Origin of the sequence: Paenibacillus caseinilyticus (genome assembly GCF_027533645.1) — a bacterium.
GTDB lineage: Bacteria > Bacillota > Bacilli > Paenibacillales > NBRC-103111 > Paenibacillus_G > Paenibacillus_G caseinilyticus.
Map to the genome: position 1 here is coordinate 12,195 of NZ_JAQAGY010000021.1, position 16,574 is coordinate 28,768.

The window sequence follows — 16,574 nt, forward strand, 5'->3', positions numbered from 1 at the left end:
TTTGCTTCCTCCCCGTCATAGACCACAGACCTCCGCAGCCCTCAGGCGCCGGCAGGTCATTGCCTTTTCTAGGGAAGCGTATCATAGATACAGGGCCATTTATAGATCACTTTGGCATGATTTTTGATAGATTCATACGCAAAACGGCTGCGGGCAGCGTGCCGTGATCCGCCGCGGCATGGAGGATCGGGTATGGGAAGGATAGCGGCGCACCGCTTTATCTCTCACTATTGCACAAGATAAAAAAAGACGGCTTCCCGAAAAAAACGGAAAGCCCTCTTCTGCCGAATGGTTCAGGCGGACACCACTTTACCCGCTACGAGCTGGACGTCCTTCGCATCGACCCGGCCGTCATTCGTAAGATCATACTTGGGTTCATAACCCGGTTGACCTTCGGACAGGCCGCTATGCCTTGAGATCAGGACCAGATCACTGAGCCCGGTCACACCATCCTGATCGAAGTCGGTGTCATCGAGCCGCACCGTCAGGCTTACCGGCGCCTGCAGCTTGGAGATCCGGCCCTCGCTGTCGGCCTGGGACGTTTCGGTCCCCAGGGTGAATACGGTGCTGCCCTTCTGCAGCACAGTGAATTTCAAGATGAGCAGCCCCGGATCCCCTGTACGGCCGGATTGCTCTCCGAGCAGCGAGCCGGCGGCAGTCACGGTGCCCGGCGTCTTCACGTTCTTGGAGAGCACGGCATCCGTGCCTTCCGTTCCGAACGAGGGGCTAAGGAGAACCTGCTGCAGCTTCACCTTCGCCGGATCGTAGGAGAGCTTCGCCAGGAAAGCATAGAGATCCGCCGCCTGTTCGGCACGAACCTGCAGCTCCAACACAGAGCCTGCGGACAGCGGTCCCGGTTTGGCCTGCAGGGACAGGAGCGCCGCACTCGGCTCGGGAATGTAAGGCTGGGTCGTCACCGTTACTATGTTGCTCTTCCCACTCCGTTTGCCGGTCCCGTCCACGGCTACCACATAGAACGAGTTCAACGACTCCGGATACAAATCGATCGCGGTGTACGTCCGCTCGGAAGCATCCAGGGTCTTGGCCAGCGTGCCGTTCACATACACTAAGTAGTGGGCCACTCCCGTATCATCGTCGGCAGGCTGCCAAGTGAGTTGCGCACTATTATACGTCACGGCCGTCACGCTGAGCGCGTCGCTTGCCGGCCACTGGGGAGCCGACGTATCGGAAGGAGCCCCGGCGGTAATGTTGAAGATCGTATCGCCCAGCAGATAGCGGAGCTCCCCATCCAGCGGCTTCGTTCTGCCGACAACTCCGCCGATGACGATGAGCTCCTTCTGCCCCGGCTGGTATTGATACAGGCTGGACTTATATTGGACAATCAGCGTGCCGTTCCCGCCCAGGTAATGGATATCGGCATCCTCATTGAAATAAGTCGCACGGGTTACGCTCCCTTCGGGGGATTTCAGGTAGATCGGCCGGACACCGTTCTCCTCCGCCCCTTCGTAAGCGATCCATCCTTGATTGAACTCATAGCCGCTGTGAGGCTGCAGACGCTGCTCCCCGTGGAGTCCGTAGACCTCGGTCGTTACGCTGCCCTCCTCGTAACGATGGAGAGCGCCGTCCGCTGTCGAGTAAAGTACAGTGCTTCCGTCCGAAACGGGACCCCGCGGCTGATCGGGATCTTCGATGAAGGCTTCAAGCTGACCGGTCGCGGCACGATAGCGCTGAATCGCTCCACCGGCTTCGCCGGCGTCGATGAGAACATCACCCGTGTTCTCCAGCTCATAATGGGCTCCGCCGATCACCGGAAGCCGGAGCGCTTCCAGCGTGGCGGTATTCACCAAGTGCACATCCGGTCCGTTCACGAAGAGCAGGTACGAGCCGCGGATCTGCCAATAGTAGGGCTCTCCGTAGTGGATATCAAAAGGAAGAATACTCTCACCGTTCCAGATGTTCAGACGGTAACCGTAGTCGGTATAGCGCGTCATGAACACGGCACCGCTTGGCGTAAGCTGAATTCCGCTCGGGTAGTCCAATGCATAGATCAGGGCCTCAGACCCGTCGGCCCGGTTCTTGATATACACCTTCTCCTGCTTATGAATAAGCAGCCGCTCTGCATCTGCGTCGATAATCTCCACGCCCGGAATGCGCTCCGCTTCCGCGATAGCCTGGCTGTTCTCGATATGGACGGTTCGGTTGATGTAAAGGCTGTTCGTCGGCTCCCCGTACTGGTCCGCCCCATCGTTGATCTGATGTGTGATCCTCAAGGTTTCGCTGTTGTTGGCGGAGACGTCGTATGTTTTGTCCAATAGAGGCGCACCCTGCGCACTATCATAGATAAAAGGCTCCCTGTCGCCTATCCGGCTGAGTCCTACAAAGTATTCCGGTATGGCGGTGAGATCGTCCTTCACTTCCGCTAAAACATGAAGGCTGCTGTCGCGGATGACGGCATGGTCTGAGGGTTCAAGGCGCGTAATGACGGGAGGGGAGTCATGCTTGAATTCGACGGAAGCGGAGCCGGTGTTATGGCGAATATCTTCAGCAGTGACGGTAAGCGTGCCGGCGCCTTTGGGGAGCGAAGAGATCTCGAGCTCTCCGGTCCAGCTGCAGGTCGGGCAGGACTGGGTGAGAGCGACTTCCACACCACCAGCCGATGCCTTAGCTTCTTGGAGCCGGTACACGGAGGATATTCTGGCTTCGATGATCAGCTTGGAGTCCGCCTTCGCTTTCACCCGGGGCTTCGTGATGTCAACACTGATATTCTCCGATGCATGGGTATAACCGGGTACGGCCAGCAGCAGAATCCCGAACAGCAGGGCCGCCAGCCATGAGTTCCGTTCGCTTACCATTTTTGTCCAACTATTCATTTCTTCTTCAACCACCCATCGTATATTTTGATACGGGGTGTCATATGGGCAGAGTGGTCTATCCGTATCCCTGATTCCATTCGATGATATCATTCGATTTCCTTCTACTTTAGGAATAATTTAGTATGGATCAACATTGCCAGCCGTGAATCGCGGCGCGGCAGGCCGAAGATTCGGCGGAACAGCCATCGGACCGCCCCGGGGTACTGGCGGCCCAGTTCCATGGGGGGGTCCTTCCAGCGCATTCCCGCCGATCGACCTCAGGATTCGGCCAGCAGCTGCAGAAGCGAGAGCGTCCCTTCGTGCTCCGGATCGGCGGCCGCCGCCCGGCGGGCCCACTCCTTCGCCTTCTCATCCTGTCCGGTCTCATAGTAAGAGACCGCCATATCATAGAGAATGCCGATGTCTGGAGCCTCCGATGCCCCTTCGGCCCCCAGCAGCGCTTCTTCGTAATAATCCAGCGCCTCTTCGAACCGGTCCATCCGGAACAGCAGCATGGCGCAGTCTGCCGCGAGCCGGGACCTTCCCCGCAGCAGGTAGCTCCCCTCCCACATCCGGGCGATGCCCAGCCGCAGATCCTCTGCGGCATCGTCGCCGCACCCCGTCAGCAGCCCGGCGAGATGCCCCGCACTGCCGACGAACCACTCCGTATCGTAGCCGCCGAGCTTCCAGAAGGAGAGAAACTCATCCAGCCCCATCGCCTCCCGGCGCGCATCCATCCCTTCCTTCAGCGTGAAATAATCATCGGGACCGTAGCGGTCCACGAACCGCCGGTAAGCCAGCCGGGTCTGCACGTGTGCGGCGGGGTCCGGGAGATGAAGGATGCAGCCTATATTGAGGTTGTTGTAGTGGCTGTCCGTGAACAGGACCTGTGCGCCTCTTCCCTCATACACCTGCCCGATGGCATGATAGTTCGCCGTAAGGGAGAAGCTGCCATGCACCACGGGCTGGGGAGCTTCGGCGAATTCCCAATTCGCAAGCCGGTGGTCGCCTTTGTCCGCGGTAAGCAGTACGAACCCTTCCTGCGACAACCGTCCGAGGCGCTCCAGACACCTCAGTCCCAAGGCCGGGAACAAGATATGGGTGTCTGCGAGACTCTCCTTATAGTGCTCGATCACATGACGGTATGGATAGGACTCCCGCTCATACTCTTCCGTCCCGTGATAGCTGTATTCAGGAGCGAGCTGCCGCAGCTGCTCCGAAGCGCTCCCGCCGGCCGCTTCCTCCGGGAGGCCCAAGCTGACCCGGCACTCATAGACCTTCCCGTCATCCACATAGAGCAGGTCCTGCGGGATGCTGTCAAAGAAATAATTGGCAATGAGCAGCAGCGGCTGCTTCAGGTTCCCAGGCCGGACCCGGTCCCCCGAGACGGCCAGATGCAGTACCTCATCGTGCACCGCGTCGAATACGGCGAAGTCAAGCAATCCCTGTTCCGTATACGTCCGCAGGGCTGGATGCTCCTTCCAATAGGCGAGATTCTTGGCCGCCAGGTCGCTGAGGACATAGCGGAACGGCGGCAGCGGCATGCCCGCATAGTCGATCAGGGCGCACAGTTCCCTCAGGATATGACACGCCAGCCGCCCCGGGCCGGCACCCAGTTCCAGGAAGGTGACAGGCTCGGCCGACCTGCCAGCCGCCGCGCGGTCCTGCAGGAACCCGAACAGCACTTCCGCATACGCGGTGGCGATCATGGGATTATTCGTAATGTAATAGGGCACTTCTTCCTTCTGCCATGCCTCTATGCCCTGCTCCTCGTAATAGGCCCGCTGCAGCTCCCACAGGGGAGACTCGCTGAACCGGTAAGCTTTTTTTTCGTTGTGTATCACTTCGCACAGCCCTACTTTTCGTCATATTGGGTACCGCTCTCAGGGTATTGTACCCCGGTCAAGGCAGAGCTGTCCAAAACCGGCGTGGAGCTCTCCGCGATCCGGAACGGACATTCCCTTTTTTCTGACAGTCCGGTATACTTTTGCTGTGAATTGGGTATCTGTTCAATTTCGAATATGGTATAGTAACAAAGGAGTTAGGCCATGAAGTACTTTTTTTCACAACGGATTCCATATTCTTACCTTCCACCGCTATAGAAGGGAGTTTCTCATATGAAGCAAAGCATATCGGCCCGCAATCACGTGAATGTGTCAGGCAAAGGCACACAGCCTATCCTCTTCGCCCATGGCTTTGGCTGCGACCAGAACATGTGGCGGCTTGTCGCGCCGGCCTTCGAAGAAGAGTACCGCGTCATCCTGTTCGACTATGTCGGATCGGGGCTGTCGGATTATACGGCCTACTGCTCGAACCGCTACAATACACTGGACGGTTATGCCCAGGATGTGCTGGAGATTTGCGAGGAGCTGGATTTGAAAGACGCCGTCTTCGTCGGGCATTCCGTAAGCAGCATGATCGGCATGCTGGCTTCGATCCGGCAGCCCGACTACTTCAGCCGCCTGGTCCTGATCGGCCCTTCCCCCTGCTACATCAACGATCCCCCCGATTATACGGGAGGCTTCGAACGGCAGGATCTCGAAGGATTGATGGACCTCATGGAGAACAACCACAGGGCGTGGGCGGGCTACCTTGCTCCGGCCATCATGCAGAATCCTGACCGTCCGGAGCTGGCCCGGGAACTCGAAACGAGCTTCTGCGCCACCGATCCGGCCGTCGCCCGGCAGTTCGCGAGAGCGACGTTCTTCTCCGACAACCGGGAGGATCTGGCGAAGGTGAGCGTCCCCTCGTTGATCCTGCAGTGCGCCGGCGACATTATCGCACCGCCGCAAGTCGGCGAGTACGTACACCGCTGCCTTCCGGCCAGTATGCTGCAGTACATGTCGGCAACCGGCCACTGCCCGCACATGAGCCATCCCGAAGAGACCGTGGAGCGGATCCGCGGGTATCTGGCTGCCGCTCCTGAACGATACAAGCCGCAGGAAGCGGTGTATGAACGTCATGGATGAGAGATTGAACCAGGCGCCATGCGGCTTTTTGTCGTTAACGGACGACAACATGATACTGGATATTAACGATACGCTCAGCCGGTGGCTTGGTTACGATCCCCGCAGCCTGCGGGGACGCCCCTTTCATTCGATTCTGGCCGTCTCCAGCCGGATCTTCTATCACATCTACTTCTTCCCGCTGATCCGGTTGAACGGGAATGTCGAGGAGATGTATCTTTCCCTGCTCACCAAATCCGATGTGGAGTTCCCCGTGCTGCTCAACGCGGTACGCCGGGAGCAGCACGGGATGTTCGTTAATGAGTGCGTCTTCGTCCCGATGCGCCGCCGGATGGAGTATGAACAAAAGATTTTCTCGGCCGAAGGCGCCGCCTTCAAAGCCCAGGCCGAGCTGAACCGGCTGCAGAAAGCGCTGGAAGCGAAGCAGCGGGAACTCCAGGAGCTGGACGCAAAGATCGCCAGGCTTACGGCAGGAGACGAGCTGGCCTAACCGCTGCCGGGCTTCGCAGCCCTGCACTCTGCACGTGAACGACCCCGCCCATACAAAAGAGCATGCTCTTTTGTATGGGCGGGGTCGTTTGTTTTTCATTCGGTATTATTGTATGGCGTGCAGCATCCGCGCCCTCTCAAGCCGGATTCCATGCGGCTTCCCACACGTGGCCATCCGGGCCCAGGAAGTGCCCGAGCAGCCGCCCCAGACTCAGTCTATTTTCTCCAGCTCCGCGTCTAATGTCTGAATCCAACGCTCCCCTTGCGGCAGCTGCACCCGGTACCACCGATCGATGTGGTTCGGGAAATTCGCTTCTTGCCATATCCCTTTCACTTGAGCCTCTCCGGCTCCAACAGGTTCCCCCTCTCCTTCGCCATTGTAAGGTACAAGATAGGCCCGCTCGCTTCCCATGAGCTTCACCTTGTAGTCTGCCGGCTCTTCGCGGACATCCTCCATCAGAGCGGGATTGAGTATCCATTTGGGTCCGAGCCAGGTGGTGTCGACCCGGTACCAGACTCCGCTCTTGCCGGCGGCGCTCATCGCGTTCACGACATACTTGGGTCCGTAGGTCGCAGATGCCGACGAATTCAGCTTCTGCGGAGAGAGGGCCTGCCCCGTATCCGTCCGCACGTCCGGCAGATCGTACAGCTTGGCTGTACCGAGCAGCGTCAGCGGCCGGCTTTCCTCCGTGTAGGTGCCGTACAGCACATCATCCCCGTCGCGGATCCAGCGGTCCCCCTCCCATGTTCGGATCTTCAGCCATTCGTTCTCCGTCCGTTCATCGTAATAATCGATCGCCTCTCCTTCAGCGAGCCTCACGCTCTGCACCGGGGCCAGAGCCGACCTGCCGGGAGCCGCACCTTTGCTTAGATACAGCGGTGTTGTTCCAATGATGACCACGGTCTGTTCCGGACCGGCTGCAGCGCCACCGCTCAGCCCCATCACCATAGAAGCTGTGATGCCAAGGACTAAGATCCATCTTCTCATCACCCATTCCTCCTATTGTATTGTCTAGTCCTTTCAACGAGGGAGGCGGGAAGAATGTTGCTGCTGGAGATTCATTTCCCGGACCGCTTCCGGTATACTCTTGCTAACAAGCCATGCCCATAGACAGCCCTTGGGATGGGGAATCGGAAAGGGAAACCGAACGGAGGAGAATCAAGATGAAGCACGGAAGTCTGTATGCATCGGCATTGACCGAAGGCGAATATCGTCCGCAAGCCGTCGCCTATTACTATAAGCAGTGGAACGGATTCCGGATGCCGTATCACCGGCACGATGCCACCGAGATCATGTTCATCATCTCCGGCAGCTGCACGGTCGAAGCAGAACGGTCTCCCGGGCAGTACACGTGCGAGACGTTGAAGAAAGGCGACTTCATCCTGCTCGACGCGAACGTGGCGCACCGGCTGTTCGTCGAGGAAGAAGCGCCGTGCCGGATGCTGAATGTGGAGTTTTATTTTCATCCGGAACCGGGGGTTGCCCCGTCGGTCGGACAGCTGGCCGCCAAGGAGGCCAGCATGAAGGCGCTGCTCCTCTCCCCTGCTCCCTATCTCGTGCTGAACGACCCGGATGAGGTGTACCACACGCTGAAGAGCCTGGTGCTCGAGCTCGATGCCGGCGTACCGGACGATGAAGGGGTGATGGCCCAGCTGCTGTTCTCCCAGCTCCTCCTCCGCATAGCACGCCTCCGGCAGTCGGCGGAGCAAAGCGCGGGGCAGCCGGCGGAGTTCTATGTGCTGCGCTGCATCGGTTATATGCGGCAGCATTATGACCAAGACCTGCGCGTGAAGCAGATCGCCGCGATCGTGAATCTCCATCCGGGCTACTTGCAGCGGATATTCAAGGGGCAGACCGGGCGGACTCTCACCGAATTCTTGACGGAGATCCGGATGGAGAAGGCCAAAATGCTGCTCCTGCAGACGGATATTCCGGTCATCGACATCTCCGGTTATGTCGGCGTCGGCAGCAGGCAGTATTTTCATCTTCTGTTCAAGAAGTACACGGGATTAACGCCGGTGGCGTTCCGCCAATCGGGAGTCAGGCAAAAGGGGTCCACAGTACCAAGTGAGGATTTTTGACAGTGCTCCCTTCAGAAGGTCACAATATTGATAACGCTTCCGCTCTCCCGCTGATACAATAGGCTGCAGGACACACCACCCTATACCACCTTACGGAGGCTGAAGATTATGTCATTTAAGGTAGCTTTTATCGGCGCAGGAAGTATCGGCTTCACCCGCGGACTGCTCCGCGATCTGCTGTCCGTACCGGAGTTCCGGGAGATTGAAGTGGCTTTTACGGATATCAGCCACCCTAACCTCGACATGGTGACGGAGCTGTGCCAGAGGGATATCCGGGAGAACGGGCTGGCGATCGCCATTCAGTCAACGACCGACCGCCGGGAAGCGCTGCAGGGGGCCAAGTACGTCTTCTGCACGATCCGTGTGGGTGGACTGGCAGCCTTCGCGACGGATGTGGACATCCCGCTCCGGTACGGAGTCGACCAATGCGTCGGCGACACCCTGTGTGCCGGCGGCATCATGTACGGCCAACGCGGCATCGCCGAAATGATGAAGATCTGCCAGGATATCCGCGAAGTCGCCGCAAGCGATGTGCTGCTCCTGAATTATGCAAATCCGATGGCAATGCTGACCTGGGCCTGCAATCAGTATGGCGGCGTGAGGACGATCGGCCTGTGCCACGGCGTACAGGGCGGGCACTGGCAGATCGCGGAAGCGTTCGGCCTGCCGAAGAAGGAAGTCGATATCATCTGTGCGGGAATCAACCACCAGACCTGGTATATCCAGATCCGTCACCAAGGCGAGGACTTGACAGGCAGGCTGCTGGAAGCGTTCGAGAAGCATCCGGATTTCAGCCGGACGGAGAAGGTACGGATCGACATGCTGCGCCGCTTCGGTTATTACAGCACCGAATCGAACGGCCATCTCAGCGAGTATGTGCCCTGGTACCGCAAGCGCCCCGAAGAGATCATGGAGTGGATTGACCTCGGATCGTGGATTAACGGGGAAACGGGCGGGTATCTGCGCGTGTGCACCGAGGGCCGCACCTGGTTCGAGACGGACTTCCCGAACTGGATGAAAGAGGCTCCGTACGAGTACAAGCAGGAGCTGCGCGGTGAGGAGCATGGCTCCTATATCATCGAAGGCCTGGAGACCGGCCGGGTATACCGGGGCCACTTCAATGTCGTCAACAACGGGGTCATCGCGAACCTGCCCCCCGATGCCGTGATCGAAGCCCCCGGCTATGCGGACCGCAACGGCATCTCGATGCCGCGGATCGGCGAGCTGCCCCTCGGGCCGGCCGCCGTATGCAATGCCAGCATCTCCGTCCAGCGGCTGGCTGTAGAAGCGGCCATCCGGGGCGATGATCTCCTGCTGCGCCAAGCCTTCCTGATGGACCCGCTCGTCGGAGCCGTCTGCAATCCGAAGGAAGTATGGCAGATGGTCGACGAAATGCTCGCTGCCCAGGAAGCGTGGCTGCCGCAGTACGGGGATGCTATCGCGCAGGCCAAAGCGCGGCTCGCAGCGGGCGGCCTGATCCCCACACGCGACAATTATGAGGGAGCCGCTCGACTCAAGGTCAAGACCGTCGAGGAAATGCAGGCCAACCGCGAGGAAGCCAGCAAGAATGCAGCGGAAGCCGATAAAGGCAAGGACCGTGCAGCTGCGGGGCAGTAAGGCGGGATGGCCTCGCCCATACAACCCATAGGAATAGCTTGGCCGCATGCGGCCCCCCTCCAACCGTACCGTTCGGAGGGGGGCCGCTTCTTTTTTTGGGGAAGTCTCCAGCTGCCGGACCTGCCCTCACTTGGAACGTATCATCCGAACGAATCTATTCCTAGTCAAGCGGGGTGCGGTACAGTGCCCGTATAGAAGCTTAAAATCGAAGCTTAGAATCGAAGCGGAAAATGAAGACGGAAAATCGAAACTTCCAAAGGAAACATCGAGTATCATACAAGCGGCGACGGCAGCCCCCGATCTCCCTCATCAACGGGGGATCCGGAACCATCGAAGGATGGATGAAACTGCTGCCCGGCTTGGCAGGATTTCCACGGTATCTGCCTACAATCGTCTTGGCGTAACGGGCAGCGATAAGCCGAAGGAGCTCCAGGACGGGCTCGCCATCGTCGAAACTTTGCGGGAAGTATTGCATCCATATTGCTTACGATCATTATACTTCTTGTCGGCGCTTGGTTTTTGTTCTGGGAAGGTGTCTATCAGCTTGAAAAGTAATTCAGGTAAACAAATAGAAAGAGGACTACCCCCGTAGTCCCCTTTCTATTAAAGCCCGTTATGGATGCTTATCCTCTGGCATTTCTCGATGTTCTTTACCTCATCGCCCGAGGCAGCCTTTACTTCAAGAGTCCCGCTCCCATAACAAATTGGTACCACCTGCTTCATTGGCCTGCTGCCAAGGCAAAAATAACCCCAATTATAATGATATACAATCCAATAAACACGGCAGCAATCAGAAGGCTTGCTTTCGCGAAATTGGCCTTATTCTCATTGGCGCCGCCACCGAATGCCCAAACAAAAAGCATGATGATGTTCACTAGCGGGATGGCCAGAATGAGGGAGGTAATGACCCAGTCCTTAACGGACATCACCTTCTTCTTCGGATCTCCCGGGTTCGCATAAAACGTGGGTTGGGACGGCTGTGGCTGTTGCTGCATTTCCATGATCTCAAGTCTCCTCTGATGTATTGGGCACAAAAATGCACCTATCCCCCGGTCCGGGAGAACAGGTGCTTCCTGTTCTTACTGATAACTTATCGTATACGTGCCCTTACACATTGTAAACTAAGTATTACACAATGACAATACATCTATGCCGCTTCGAGCAGCCAAAATCGGCCATCGGGTTAGCGTTTCACTCGGCTGCGCCCCGGCGCAGCCCATCGGCGGGGAGGAGCAGTACTGAGCTATAAGTCTACCCAACACACATTTAACATGATAAACTATCGTTATAACTTGACCTTTTACCATGTACTGGGCCTCGTTATATTTTCACATTGTAACCGGAGGGACTACATGCAAACATTCATACTCAAGTGGAACCAAATGAGCCTGGTCAAACGAATACTGGCGGGGATTATTGTAGGGACGGTCCTGGCTTTGGCTCTTCCAGGTGCCAAAGGAATCGCCATCTTCGGTTCCTTATTCGTCAATGCTTTGAAGGCGGTTGCACCTTTATTGGTCCTGCTTCTGGTCATGGCCGCCATCTCCAAACATCAAAAGGGCCGGCAGACGAATATGAAGTCGATCCTTGCCCTCTATGGGCTAAGCACATTTCTGGCGGGGCTGATCGCCGTTATAGCCAGCTTTATATTTCCGGTCAGCCTGTCCCTTGTCAAGGGTACTGGTGACCTGTCCCCGCCTCAAGGCATCGTCGAAGTGCTGAAGACCTTACTGTTCCAAGTAGTCGACAACCCTGTGAATGCGCTGATGCATGCCAATTATATCGGTATCCTGACTTGGGCGATCCTGCTTGGCTTCGTCTTGCGAAATGCCAATGACAGCACCAAAGACTTGCTTACCGATGCTGCGGATGGCGTATCCCAAATCGTCAAATGGGTCATCAATCTCGCGCCGCTTGGCATCATGGGACTGGTGTTCAACTCCATTACCGAGAGCGGTCTCTCTTCCTTGCTCGATTACGGAAAATTACTTCTCGTTCTTATCGGATGCATGCTGTTTATGGCGCTTGTTGTTAATCCATTGATCGTCTACGTGAACATTCGCCGAAATCCTTATCCCCTGGTGCTCACCTGCCTGAGGGAGAGCGGGATTACCGCTTTCTTCACCCGCAGTTCCGCTGCGAACATTCCAGTGAACATGAGATTGTGCGAAAAATTAGGGCTGGATTCAAATACATACTCGGTATCCATTCCCTTAGGGGCTACGATTAATATGGCAGGCGCCGCCGTGACGATTTCCGTCTTGACGCTTGCTACGGTACATACGCTTGGTATTGAAGTGGATTTTGCCACGGCCTTTCTGCTCAGCGTCCTATCCGCTGTGGCTGCCGCAGGCGCTTCCGGTGTGGCCGGCGGGTCGCTCCTGCTCATCCCCCTGGCGTGCAGCATCTTCGGCATTCCGAATGATATTGCGGTCCAGGTCGTGGGTGTAGGCTTCATCATCGGGGTTCTGCAGGATTCCTTTGAAACCTCGCTGAATTCCTCCTCTGACGTTCTGTTTACAGCTACAGCCGAGTATGCGAAGAAGCGTAAAGCAGCATAGATCAAGATGTAGCGCTCTGAAGTACCATGATCGGTATTGTCCACCGACGGATTATACCGCAGGGGACAGCACACCAAAAGACGAGGCCGCACCGGCCTCGTCTTTTGGTGTGCGCCAAGCGCCGCTGCCTCACTCCCGGTGCAGATCCACCTTCAGCATCCGCTCTACGGCGCGCCGTGTGATCGTCTTGTCCAGCTGCTCGGGGTCGATGCTCGGGTTGCCCGCGTTGATCCGGGGGATCTGCATCGGGTCATCGCTGCGATCCGACATGCGGCTGCTCACCGTGAATCCATAGCGGATGCCCGCAGAGCCGATGAGCTCCGACGCCTCGGCCGTGTACATGCCGAATGGATAGGCATAGGCATCCACGGGCTGCGGGACCAGCTGCTGCAGCTCCTGAATGCAGGATTCCGTATCGCTCCGGATACGAGAGCGGTAAGCTTCCTGCGACTCCTCCGCTCCTTCCTCCTGCTGTCGGGTCGTCAGCAACGGCTTGCCATCCTTCTTCTTATGGAGCCGGTGGGAGTGGCATTGAAATTCAATCAGGTCCGTCTCCGATGCGATCTGCCGGATCTGCTGTGCCGATATAGCGGGGATCATGGGCGGGGGGCCTTCTCCCAAATCCTCCGTGACGACGAAATTCACCGCCGGAATCCCAAGTTCGCGCAGTACGGGATAGGCGTACTCATAGAAGCTCTCGTAGCCATCGTCGAAGGTGACAAGCACGGCCCGCTTCGGCACAGAGCCGCCCGTCCGGTATTCGCGGAACTGCTGCATGGTAATGAAGGCATACCCTTGGCCGAGCAGGTAGGTGAGCTGGCGGCGAAACAGCTCCGGTGTAATCGTCACGCTGCTCTTCTGGGTCTCGCTGATATGGTGGTACGTCAGGATGGCGACCTGATCGCGGTGGGTCAGCGCACCCACGGGGTACGCCGATACGGCCAGCAGCAGGACTGCCGCGACGAGCAGCAGCCCCTTGACCCACAGCGGTTTGCGCTTCCTGGGCATTTCTTAAGCTCATCTCCTCATGCTGTACTGCCAGGCTTCCCTGCAGTTCGAATTAACTGTACGAGTATAACGTATGGCTCCCGAGCTGTTAAGCGGTTTTGGGGATTCTAAATAAAAATTTATGATCGATCAAAATAGTAAAGCTTATGTAAAGTTGGTTGACATCTGGCAGGAAATTCACAATAATGAGAATGATTTTCATTTATTCATTGGATAGGGAGTGGCTTTGATGTTGATCCGGTTCTTGCAGAACAACTTGCTTGTCAGCTTTGTTTTGACTGCAGTGCGTATTTACTTAGGTTGGTCGTGGCTGAAAGCAGGCTGGGGAAAAATCGCCGGCGGTTCGTTCAGCGCTGAAGGCTTTCTGCTCGGAGCCGTCAAGAAAGCGGGCGGAGAGAATCCGTCCGTGCAGCCCTGGTGGGCCGACTTTTTGCAAAGTGTTGCCATCCCTAATGTTGGGATCTTTAACATCCTGGTCCCCTGGGGAGAATTGCTTGTTGGCCTCGGCCTCATTCTGGGTTCGTTCACCGCCTTCGCGGCATTGATGGGCATGCTCATGAATTTTGCTTACATGTTCTCGGGAACAACCAGCACGAATCCCCAGATGGTTGTGATGGAGCTGCTGATCGTGGCTGCGGCTGCAAATGCCTCCAAAATCGGCGTAGACCGGTGGTTCCTGCCTTACCTTCAGCATGTATTGAATCCACGGAAGAGTAAGGATCCCTCTTTGAAGAGTGCCTAATCATTCGCCAGCGCGAAGACAAACTCCCTTTACCGTTAGAGCGAAGGAGTTGAGTCGATGAATGAAAATCCTTCACCCCATTCCAATGCCCCTTAGCAAGGGGCATTTTTTTTGAAATATTATTGCAGCCTGCATCTGTAAAGTAAAATGGGCATAAAAAAACCACAACACGAGGCTTGCTCGCATTGTGGTTTCAGTGAACCCCTAATTCCAGACAGACGGTCACGCCACCTAGCTGTTGCTGATCTCTCTCTCCAGCCAGCTGGCAGGGAAGAAGGAACCGATTCTTGTCCCTGCCTGGTGCTCCAGCGCACGCTGATACACATATTCGCCTAAAGCGATATCCAGTATGCCGAGACCGAAGGCGCTGTACACAACTGGCTTCCCCCGCTCTTTCGCCCGGGCCTTACCGAGTAGAATATCTCCTATCGTGGCGCGTATAAAGGTTCTGTCGCCCGACTGCTGCTCTGCCAAATGGACGGAGGTTTGAGCCCTGCAGCAATGGTCTATGTCATCCACGACATTATCGGCTGCAAGAATCGCATCGGCGCTTATGTCGCGTAGCGAGGTATGCAGGATGACTGTGTCCGGCGAACACATGGACAGGTCTTGAATGTGCGGCTTCACAGCCGTTGTGGCCAGCGCCACCACATCGGCCTGCGCCAGTATGGATTCCATTTCAGGCATCAGGAGTATCTTGACATGAGGCGCCAACTCCTGGCATTTGCGTTTATACTGCTCCGCCCTTCCCTGATCCACATCATAGACAAGCAAGGTCTGAAGCTCCGGTCTGAGGCTCATCAGAAACTGGAAGGTCTCAAAGTTGATCAGCCCGCAGCCGATGATCCCGGCCTTAAGAAGCGGCTTATCCTCCAGCAGCTTGTCCGCCGCCAGCGCAGCACCTGCAGCGGTCCGCTTCGCACTGATCACAGAGCTCTCCAGGATCGCTTTTGGACGGCCGTTTCTCATGTCATTGAGAATCAGGGTGGCGGAAGCCCGCTCGATCCCTTGGTGTATGTTATCAGGGAATGAGGCGATCCACTTTAAGCCTGCCACCTGGAAATCTCCTCCCAGATAGGCGGTCAGCGCAATAATACGTTCCCTCTCCCGGTTAGGGAACCGGAGAAAGGTGGAGTGAGGAAGCTCGCTGTCCCCCAGACTGTGTATCTGATACGCGGCCTGCACGATTTGTACGGTCTCTACCTCCCGCCCTGACAAGATGTCTACGATTTCATCCCCGGTGAGCAGTACCATCTGATCTTGCTGTGTGGCTAGATTAGTCATGAAGATGCACCCCTTGCAAATGAGATTGGACCCATTCCTCCGAATAGACGGTATCCATGTAACGCTCGCCGCTGTCTGCAAAAATCGCCACGCAGGTGGCATTGTCGGGAATCTCCGGCTCCAGCTTCCTGATAGCCGTAACAATCGCACCGGAAGAACCGCCGGCGAGAATCGATTCCTTCTCCAGAAGCAGCCGGCAGCCGTCCACGCAATCCATATCTGTCACATGCACCTGCATATACTCCATACCGGGCTGGAACAGTTCCGGTACCCTGGCCGCTCCGTGACCGGGTATTAACCGCTTGGCACGCCCTTTATCGCCGAAGATTACACTCCCCTGCGCATCGACTGCCACAATCCGAGTGCTAAGCCCGTGATGATGAATATATTCGAAGCATCCCCGGAAGGTGCCGCAGGTGCTGACGGACAGGAACAGATAGTCAGGCTCACTTTGCAAGGCCCCAATGACCTCGCTCATGAGATTACGGTGTGCAAGAGGGTTATCGGGATTGGCATACTGGTTGCACCAAAAGCTGTTGGGCGTGTTCTCCTTCAACCATTGGACGCGGTTGATTCTCGCCTGCAGGTATTCCCCTGTCAGCGGATCCGGGTCACTCACCATGTCGATGACAGCCCCGTAAGCGCGTAGAATTTTGATCGTCTGCCGATTCGTCTTCGGATCCAGGACGCAAATAAAGCGGAGACCCAAATAATTCGCCAGCTGGGCCAGACCTACCGCCAAATTGCCGGAGCTCGATTCAATAATGGTGGTGCCCTCGTTGATATCCCCCCGCTTCCACGCTTCCCTGATCATGCTCAGCGCGGTCCGGTCTTTGATGCTGGAGCCCGGATTGCACATCTCAAGCTTTCCGTACAGGTGGAAGCGGTTTTGCGGAAGGAGGCGTTCCAGCTTCAAAAGAGGGGTATTGCCGATTAAAGAGAGAATTCCTGCGTCCGGGAATGCGCGCGTTTGCGTTGTGTTGGTCATTTTCTTTATCACTCTCCACCTGAT

At 56.7% G+C, this 16,574-nt stretch carries 13 protein-coding genes; 6 read left to right on the forward strand and 7 right to left on the reverse strand.

The features are described from left to right. Nucleotides 1-293: 293 nt before the first annotated feature. Nucleotides 294-2,831: a fibronectin type III domain-containing protein gene (locus O9H32_RS24790; RefSeq protein WP_269868810.1), complete on the reverse strand. Its 2,538-nt coding sequence runs from the start codon at nt 2,829-2,831 to the stop codon at nt 294-296. A gap of 260 nt (nt 2,832-3,091) precedes the next feature. Further along, the gene (locus tag O9H32_RS24795; RefSeq protein ID WP_269868811.1) at nt 3,092-4,657 is read right to left on the reverse strand and encodes an SAM-dependent methyltransferase; all 1,566 of its coding nucleotides are present in this window, start codon (nt 4,655-4,657) and stop codon (nt 3,092-3,094) included. A gap of 273 nt (nt 4,658-4,930) precedes the next feature. Here O9H32_RS24795 and O9H32_RS24800 point away from each other — a divergent pair, with 273 nt between their 5' ends. Next, a complete protein-coding gene (locus O9H32_RS24800) occupies nt 4,931-5,782 on the forward strand; it encodes an alpha/beta fold hydrolase (protein WP_269868812.1) in 852 nt (283 codons plus the stop codon). Next, nucleotides 5,766-6,269, forward strand: coding sequence for a PAS domain-containing protein (locus tag O9H32_RS24805; protein WP_269868813.1), 504 nt, complete (start codon nt 5,766-5,768; stop codon nt 6,267-6,269). The genes O9H32_RS24800 and O9H32_RS24805 overlap by 17 nt, the downstream gene beginning before the upstream one ends. A gap of 210 nt (nt 6,270-6,479) precedes the next feature. On the opposite strand, the gene O9H32_RS24810 is transcribed toward O9H32_RS24805, so the two are convergent. Beyond that, entirely contained in the window at nt 6,480-7,256 is a 777-nt protein-coding gene (locus tag O9H32_RS24810; protein ID WP_269868814.1) for a hypothetical protein, read from the reverse strand. Nucleotides 7,257-7,432: 176 nt separating this feature from the next. Between O9H32_RS24810 and O9H32_RS24815 the strand changes: the two genes are divergently transcribed. Beyond that, nucleotides 7,433-8,350 carry an AraC family transcriptional regulator gene (locus tag O9H32_RS24815; RefSeq protein WP_269868815.1) on the forward strand — a complete coding sequence of 306 codons (918 nt, stop codon included), beginning with the start codon at nt 7,433-7,435 and terminating at the stop codon, nt 8,348-8,350. A gap of 108 nt (nt 8,351-8,458) precedes the next feature. Beyond that, on the forward strand, nt 8,459-9,967 hold the full coding sequence (melA, locus tag O9H32_RS24820) for an alpha-glucosidase/alpha-galactosidase (RefSeq protein WP_269868816.1): 1,509 nt from the start codon (nt 8,459-8,461) through the stop codon (nt 9,965-9,967). A gap of 719 nt (nt 9,968-10,686) precedes the next feature. Here the strand turns inward: melA and O9H32_RS24825 are convergent. Beyond that, nucleotides 10,687-10,968, reverse strand: coding sequence for a hypothetical protein (locus O9H32_RS24825; RefSeq protein WP_319946954.1), 282 nt, complete (start codon nt 10,966-10,968; stop codon nt 10,687-10,689). Between the two features lie 351 nt (nt 10,969-11,319). On the opposite strand from O9H32_RS24825, the gene sstT reads away from it, so the two are divergent. Then, nucleotides 11,320-12,528, forward strand: coding sequence for a serine/threonine transporter SstT (gene sstT, locus O9H32_RS24830; RefSeq protein ID WP_269868817.1), 1,209 nt, complete (start codon nt 11,320-11,322; stop codon nt 12,526-12,528). Nucleotides 12,529-12,657: 129 nt separating this feature from the next. Here sstT and O9H32_RS24835 read toward each other — a convergent pair whose 3' ends face one another. Further along, nucleotides 12,658-13,536 carry a polysaccharide deacetylase family protein gene (locus O9H32_RS24835; protein ID WP_269868818.1) on the reverse strand — a complete coding sequence of 293 codons (879 nt, stop codon included), beginning with the start codon at nt 13,534-13,536 and terminating at the stop codon, nt 12,658-12,660. A 229-nt stretch (nt 13,537-13,765) separates the two neighbouring features. Between O9H32_RS24835 and O9H32_RS24840 the strand changes: the two genes are divergently transcribed. Further along, complete coding sequence (locus tag O9H32_RS24840; RefSeq protein WP_269868819.1) at nt 13,766-14,278, forward strand: DoxX family membrane protein; 513 nt, start codon at nt 13,766-13,768, stop codon at nt 14,276-14,278. 231 nt (nt 14,279-14,509) lie between these two features. Here the strand turns inward: O9H32_RS24840 and sbnB are convergent, their stop codons facing one another. Next, complete coding sequence (gene sbnB / locus O9H32_RS24845; protein WP_269868820.1) at nt 14,510-15,562, reverse strand: 2,3-diaminopropionate biosynthesis protein SbnB; 1,053 nt, start codon at nt 15,560-15,562, stop codon at nt 14,510-14,512. Then, nucleotides 15,555-16,550 (reverse strand): 2,3-diaminopropionate biosynthesis protein SbnA, encoded by a 996-nt coding sequence (gene sbnA, locus O9H32_RS24850; RefSeq protein WP_269868821.1) that lies wholly within the window; start codon nt 16,548-16,550, stop codon nt 15,555-15,557. The genes sbnB and sbnA overlap by 8 nt, the downstream gene beginning before the upstream one ends. Nucleotides 16,551-16,574 lie beyond the last annotated feature (24 nt).

Bases quoted from the DNA above. Each gene is read 5' to 3' on its own strand.
- sstT (WP_269868817.1), top strand. From the start codon at position 11,320: ATGCAAACATTCATACTCAAGTGGAACCAAATGAGCCTGGTCAAACGA.
- O9H32_RS24805 (WP_269868813.1), top strand. From the start codon at position 5,766: ATGAACGTCATGGATGAGAGATTGAACCAGGCGCCATGCGGCTTTTTG.
- O9H32_RS24835 (WP_269868818.1), bottom strand. From the start codon at position 13,536: ATGCCCAGGAAGCGCAAACCGCTGTGGGTCAAGGGGCTGCTGCTCGTC.
- O9H32_RS24810 (WP_269868814.1), bottom strand. From the start codon at position 7,256: ATGAGAAGATGGATCTTAGTCCTTGGCATCACAGCTTCTATGGTGATG.
- sbnB (WP_269868820.1), bottom strand. From the start codon at position 15,562: ATGACTAATCTAGCCACACAGCAAGATCAGATGGTACTGCTCACCGGG.
- O9H32_RS24790 (WP_269868810.1), bottom strand. From the start codon at position 2,831: ATGAATAGTTGGACAAAAATGGTAAGCGAACGGAACTCATGGCTGGCG.
- O9H32_RS24800 (WP_269868812.1), top strand. From the start codon at position 4,931: ATGAAGCAAAGCATATCGGCCCGCAATCACGTGAATGTGTCAGGCAAA.
- sbnA (WP_269868821.1), bottom strand. From the start codon at position 16,550: ATGACCAACACAACGCAAACGCGCGCATTCCCGGACGCAGGAATTCTC.
- O9H32_RS24840 (WP_269868819.1), top strand. From the start codon at position 13,766: ATGTTGATCCGGTTCTTGCAGAACAACTTGCTTGTCAGCTTTGTTTTG.
- melA (WP_269868816.1), top strand. From the start codon at position 8,459: ATGTCATTTAAGGTAGCTTTTATCGGCGCAGGAAGTATCGGCTTCACC.
- O9H32_RS24815 (WP_269868815.1), top strand. From the start codon at position 7,433: ATGAAGCACGGAAGTCTGTATGCATCGGCATTGACCGAAGGCGAATAT.
- O9H32_RS24825 (WP_319946954.1), bottom strand. From the start codon at position 10,968: ATGGAAATGCAGCAACAGCCACAGCCGTCCCAACCCACGTTTTATGCG.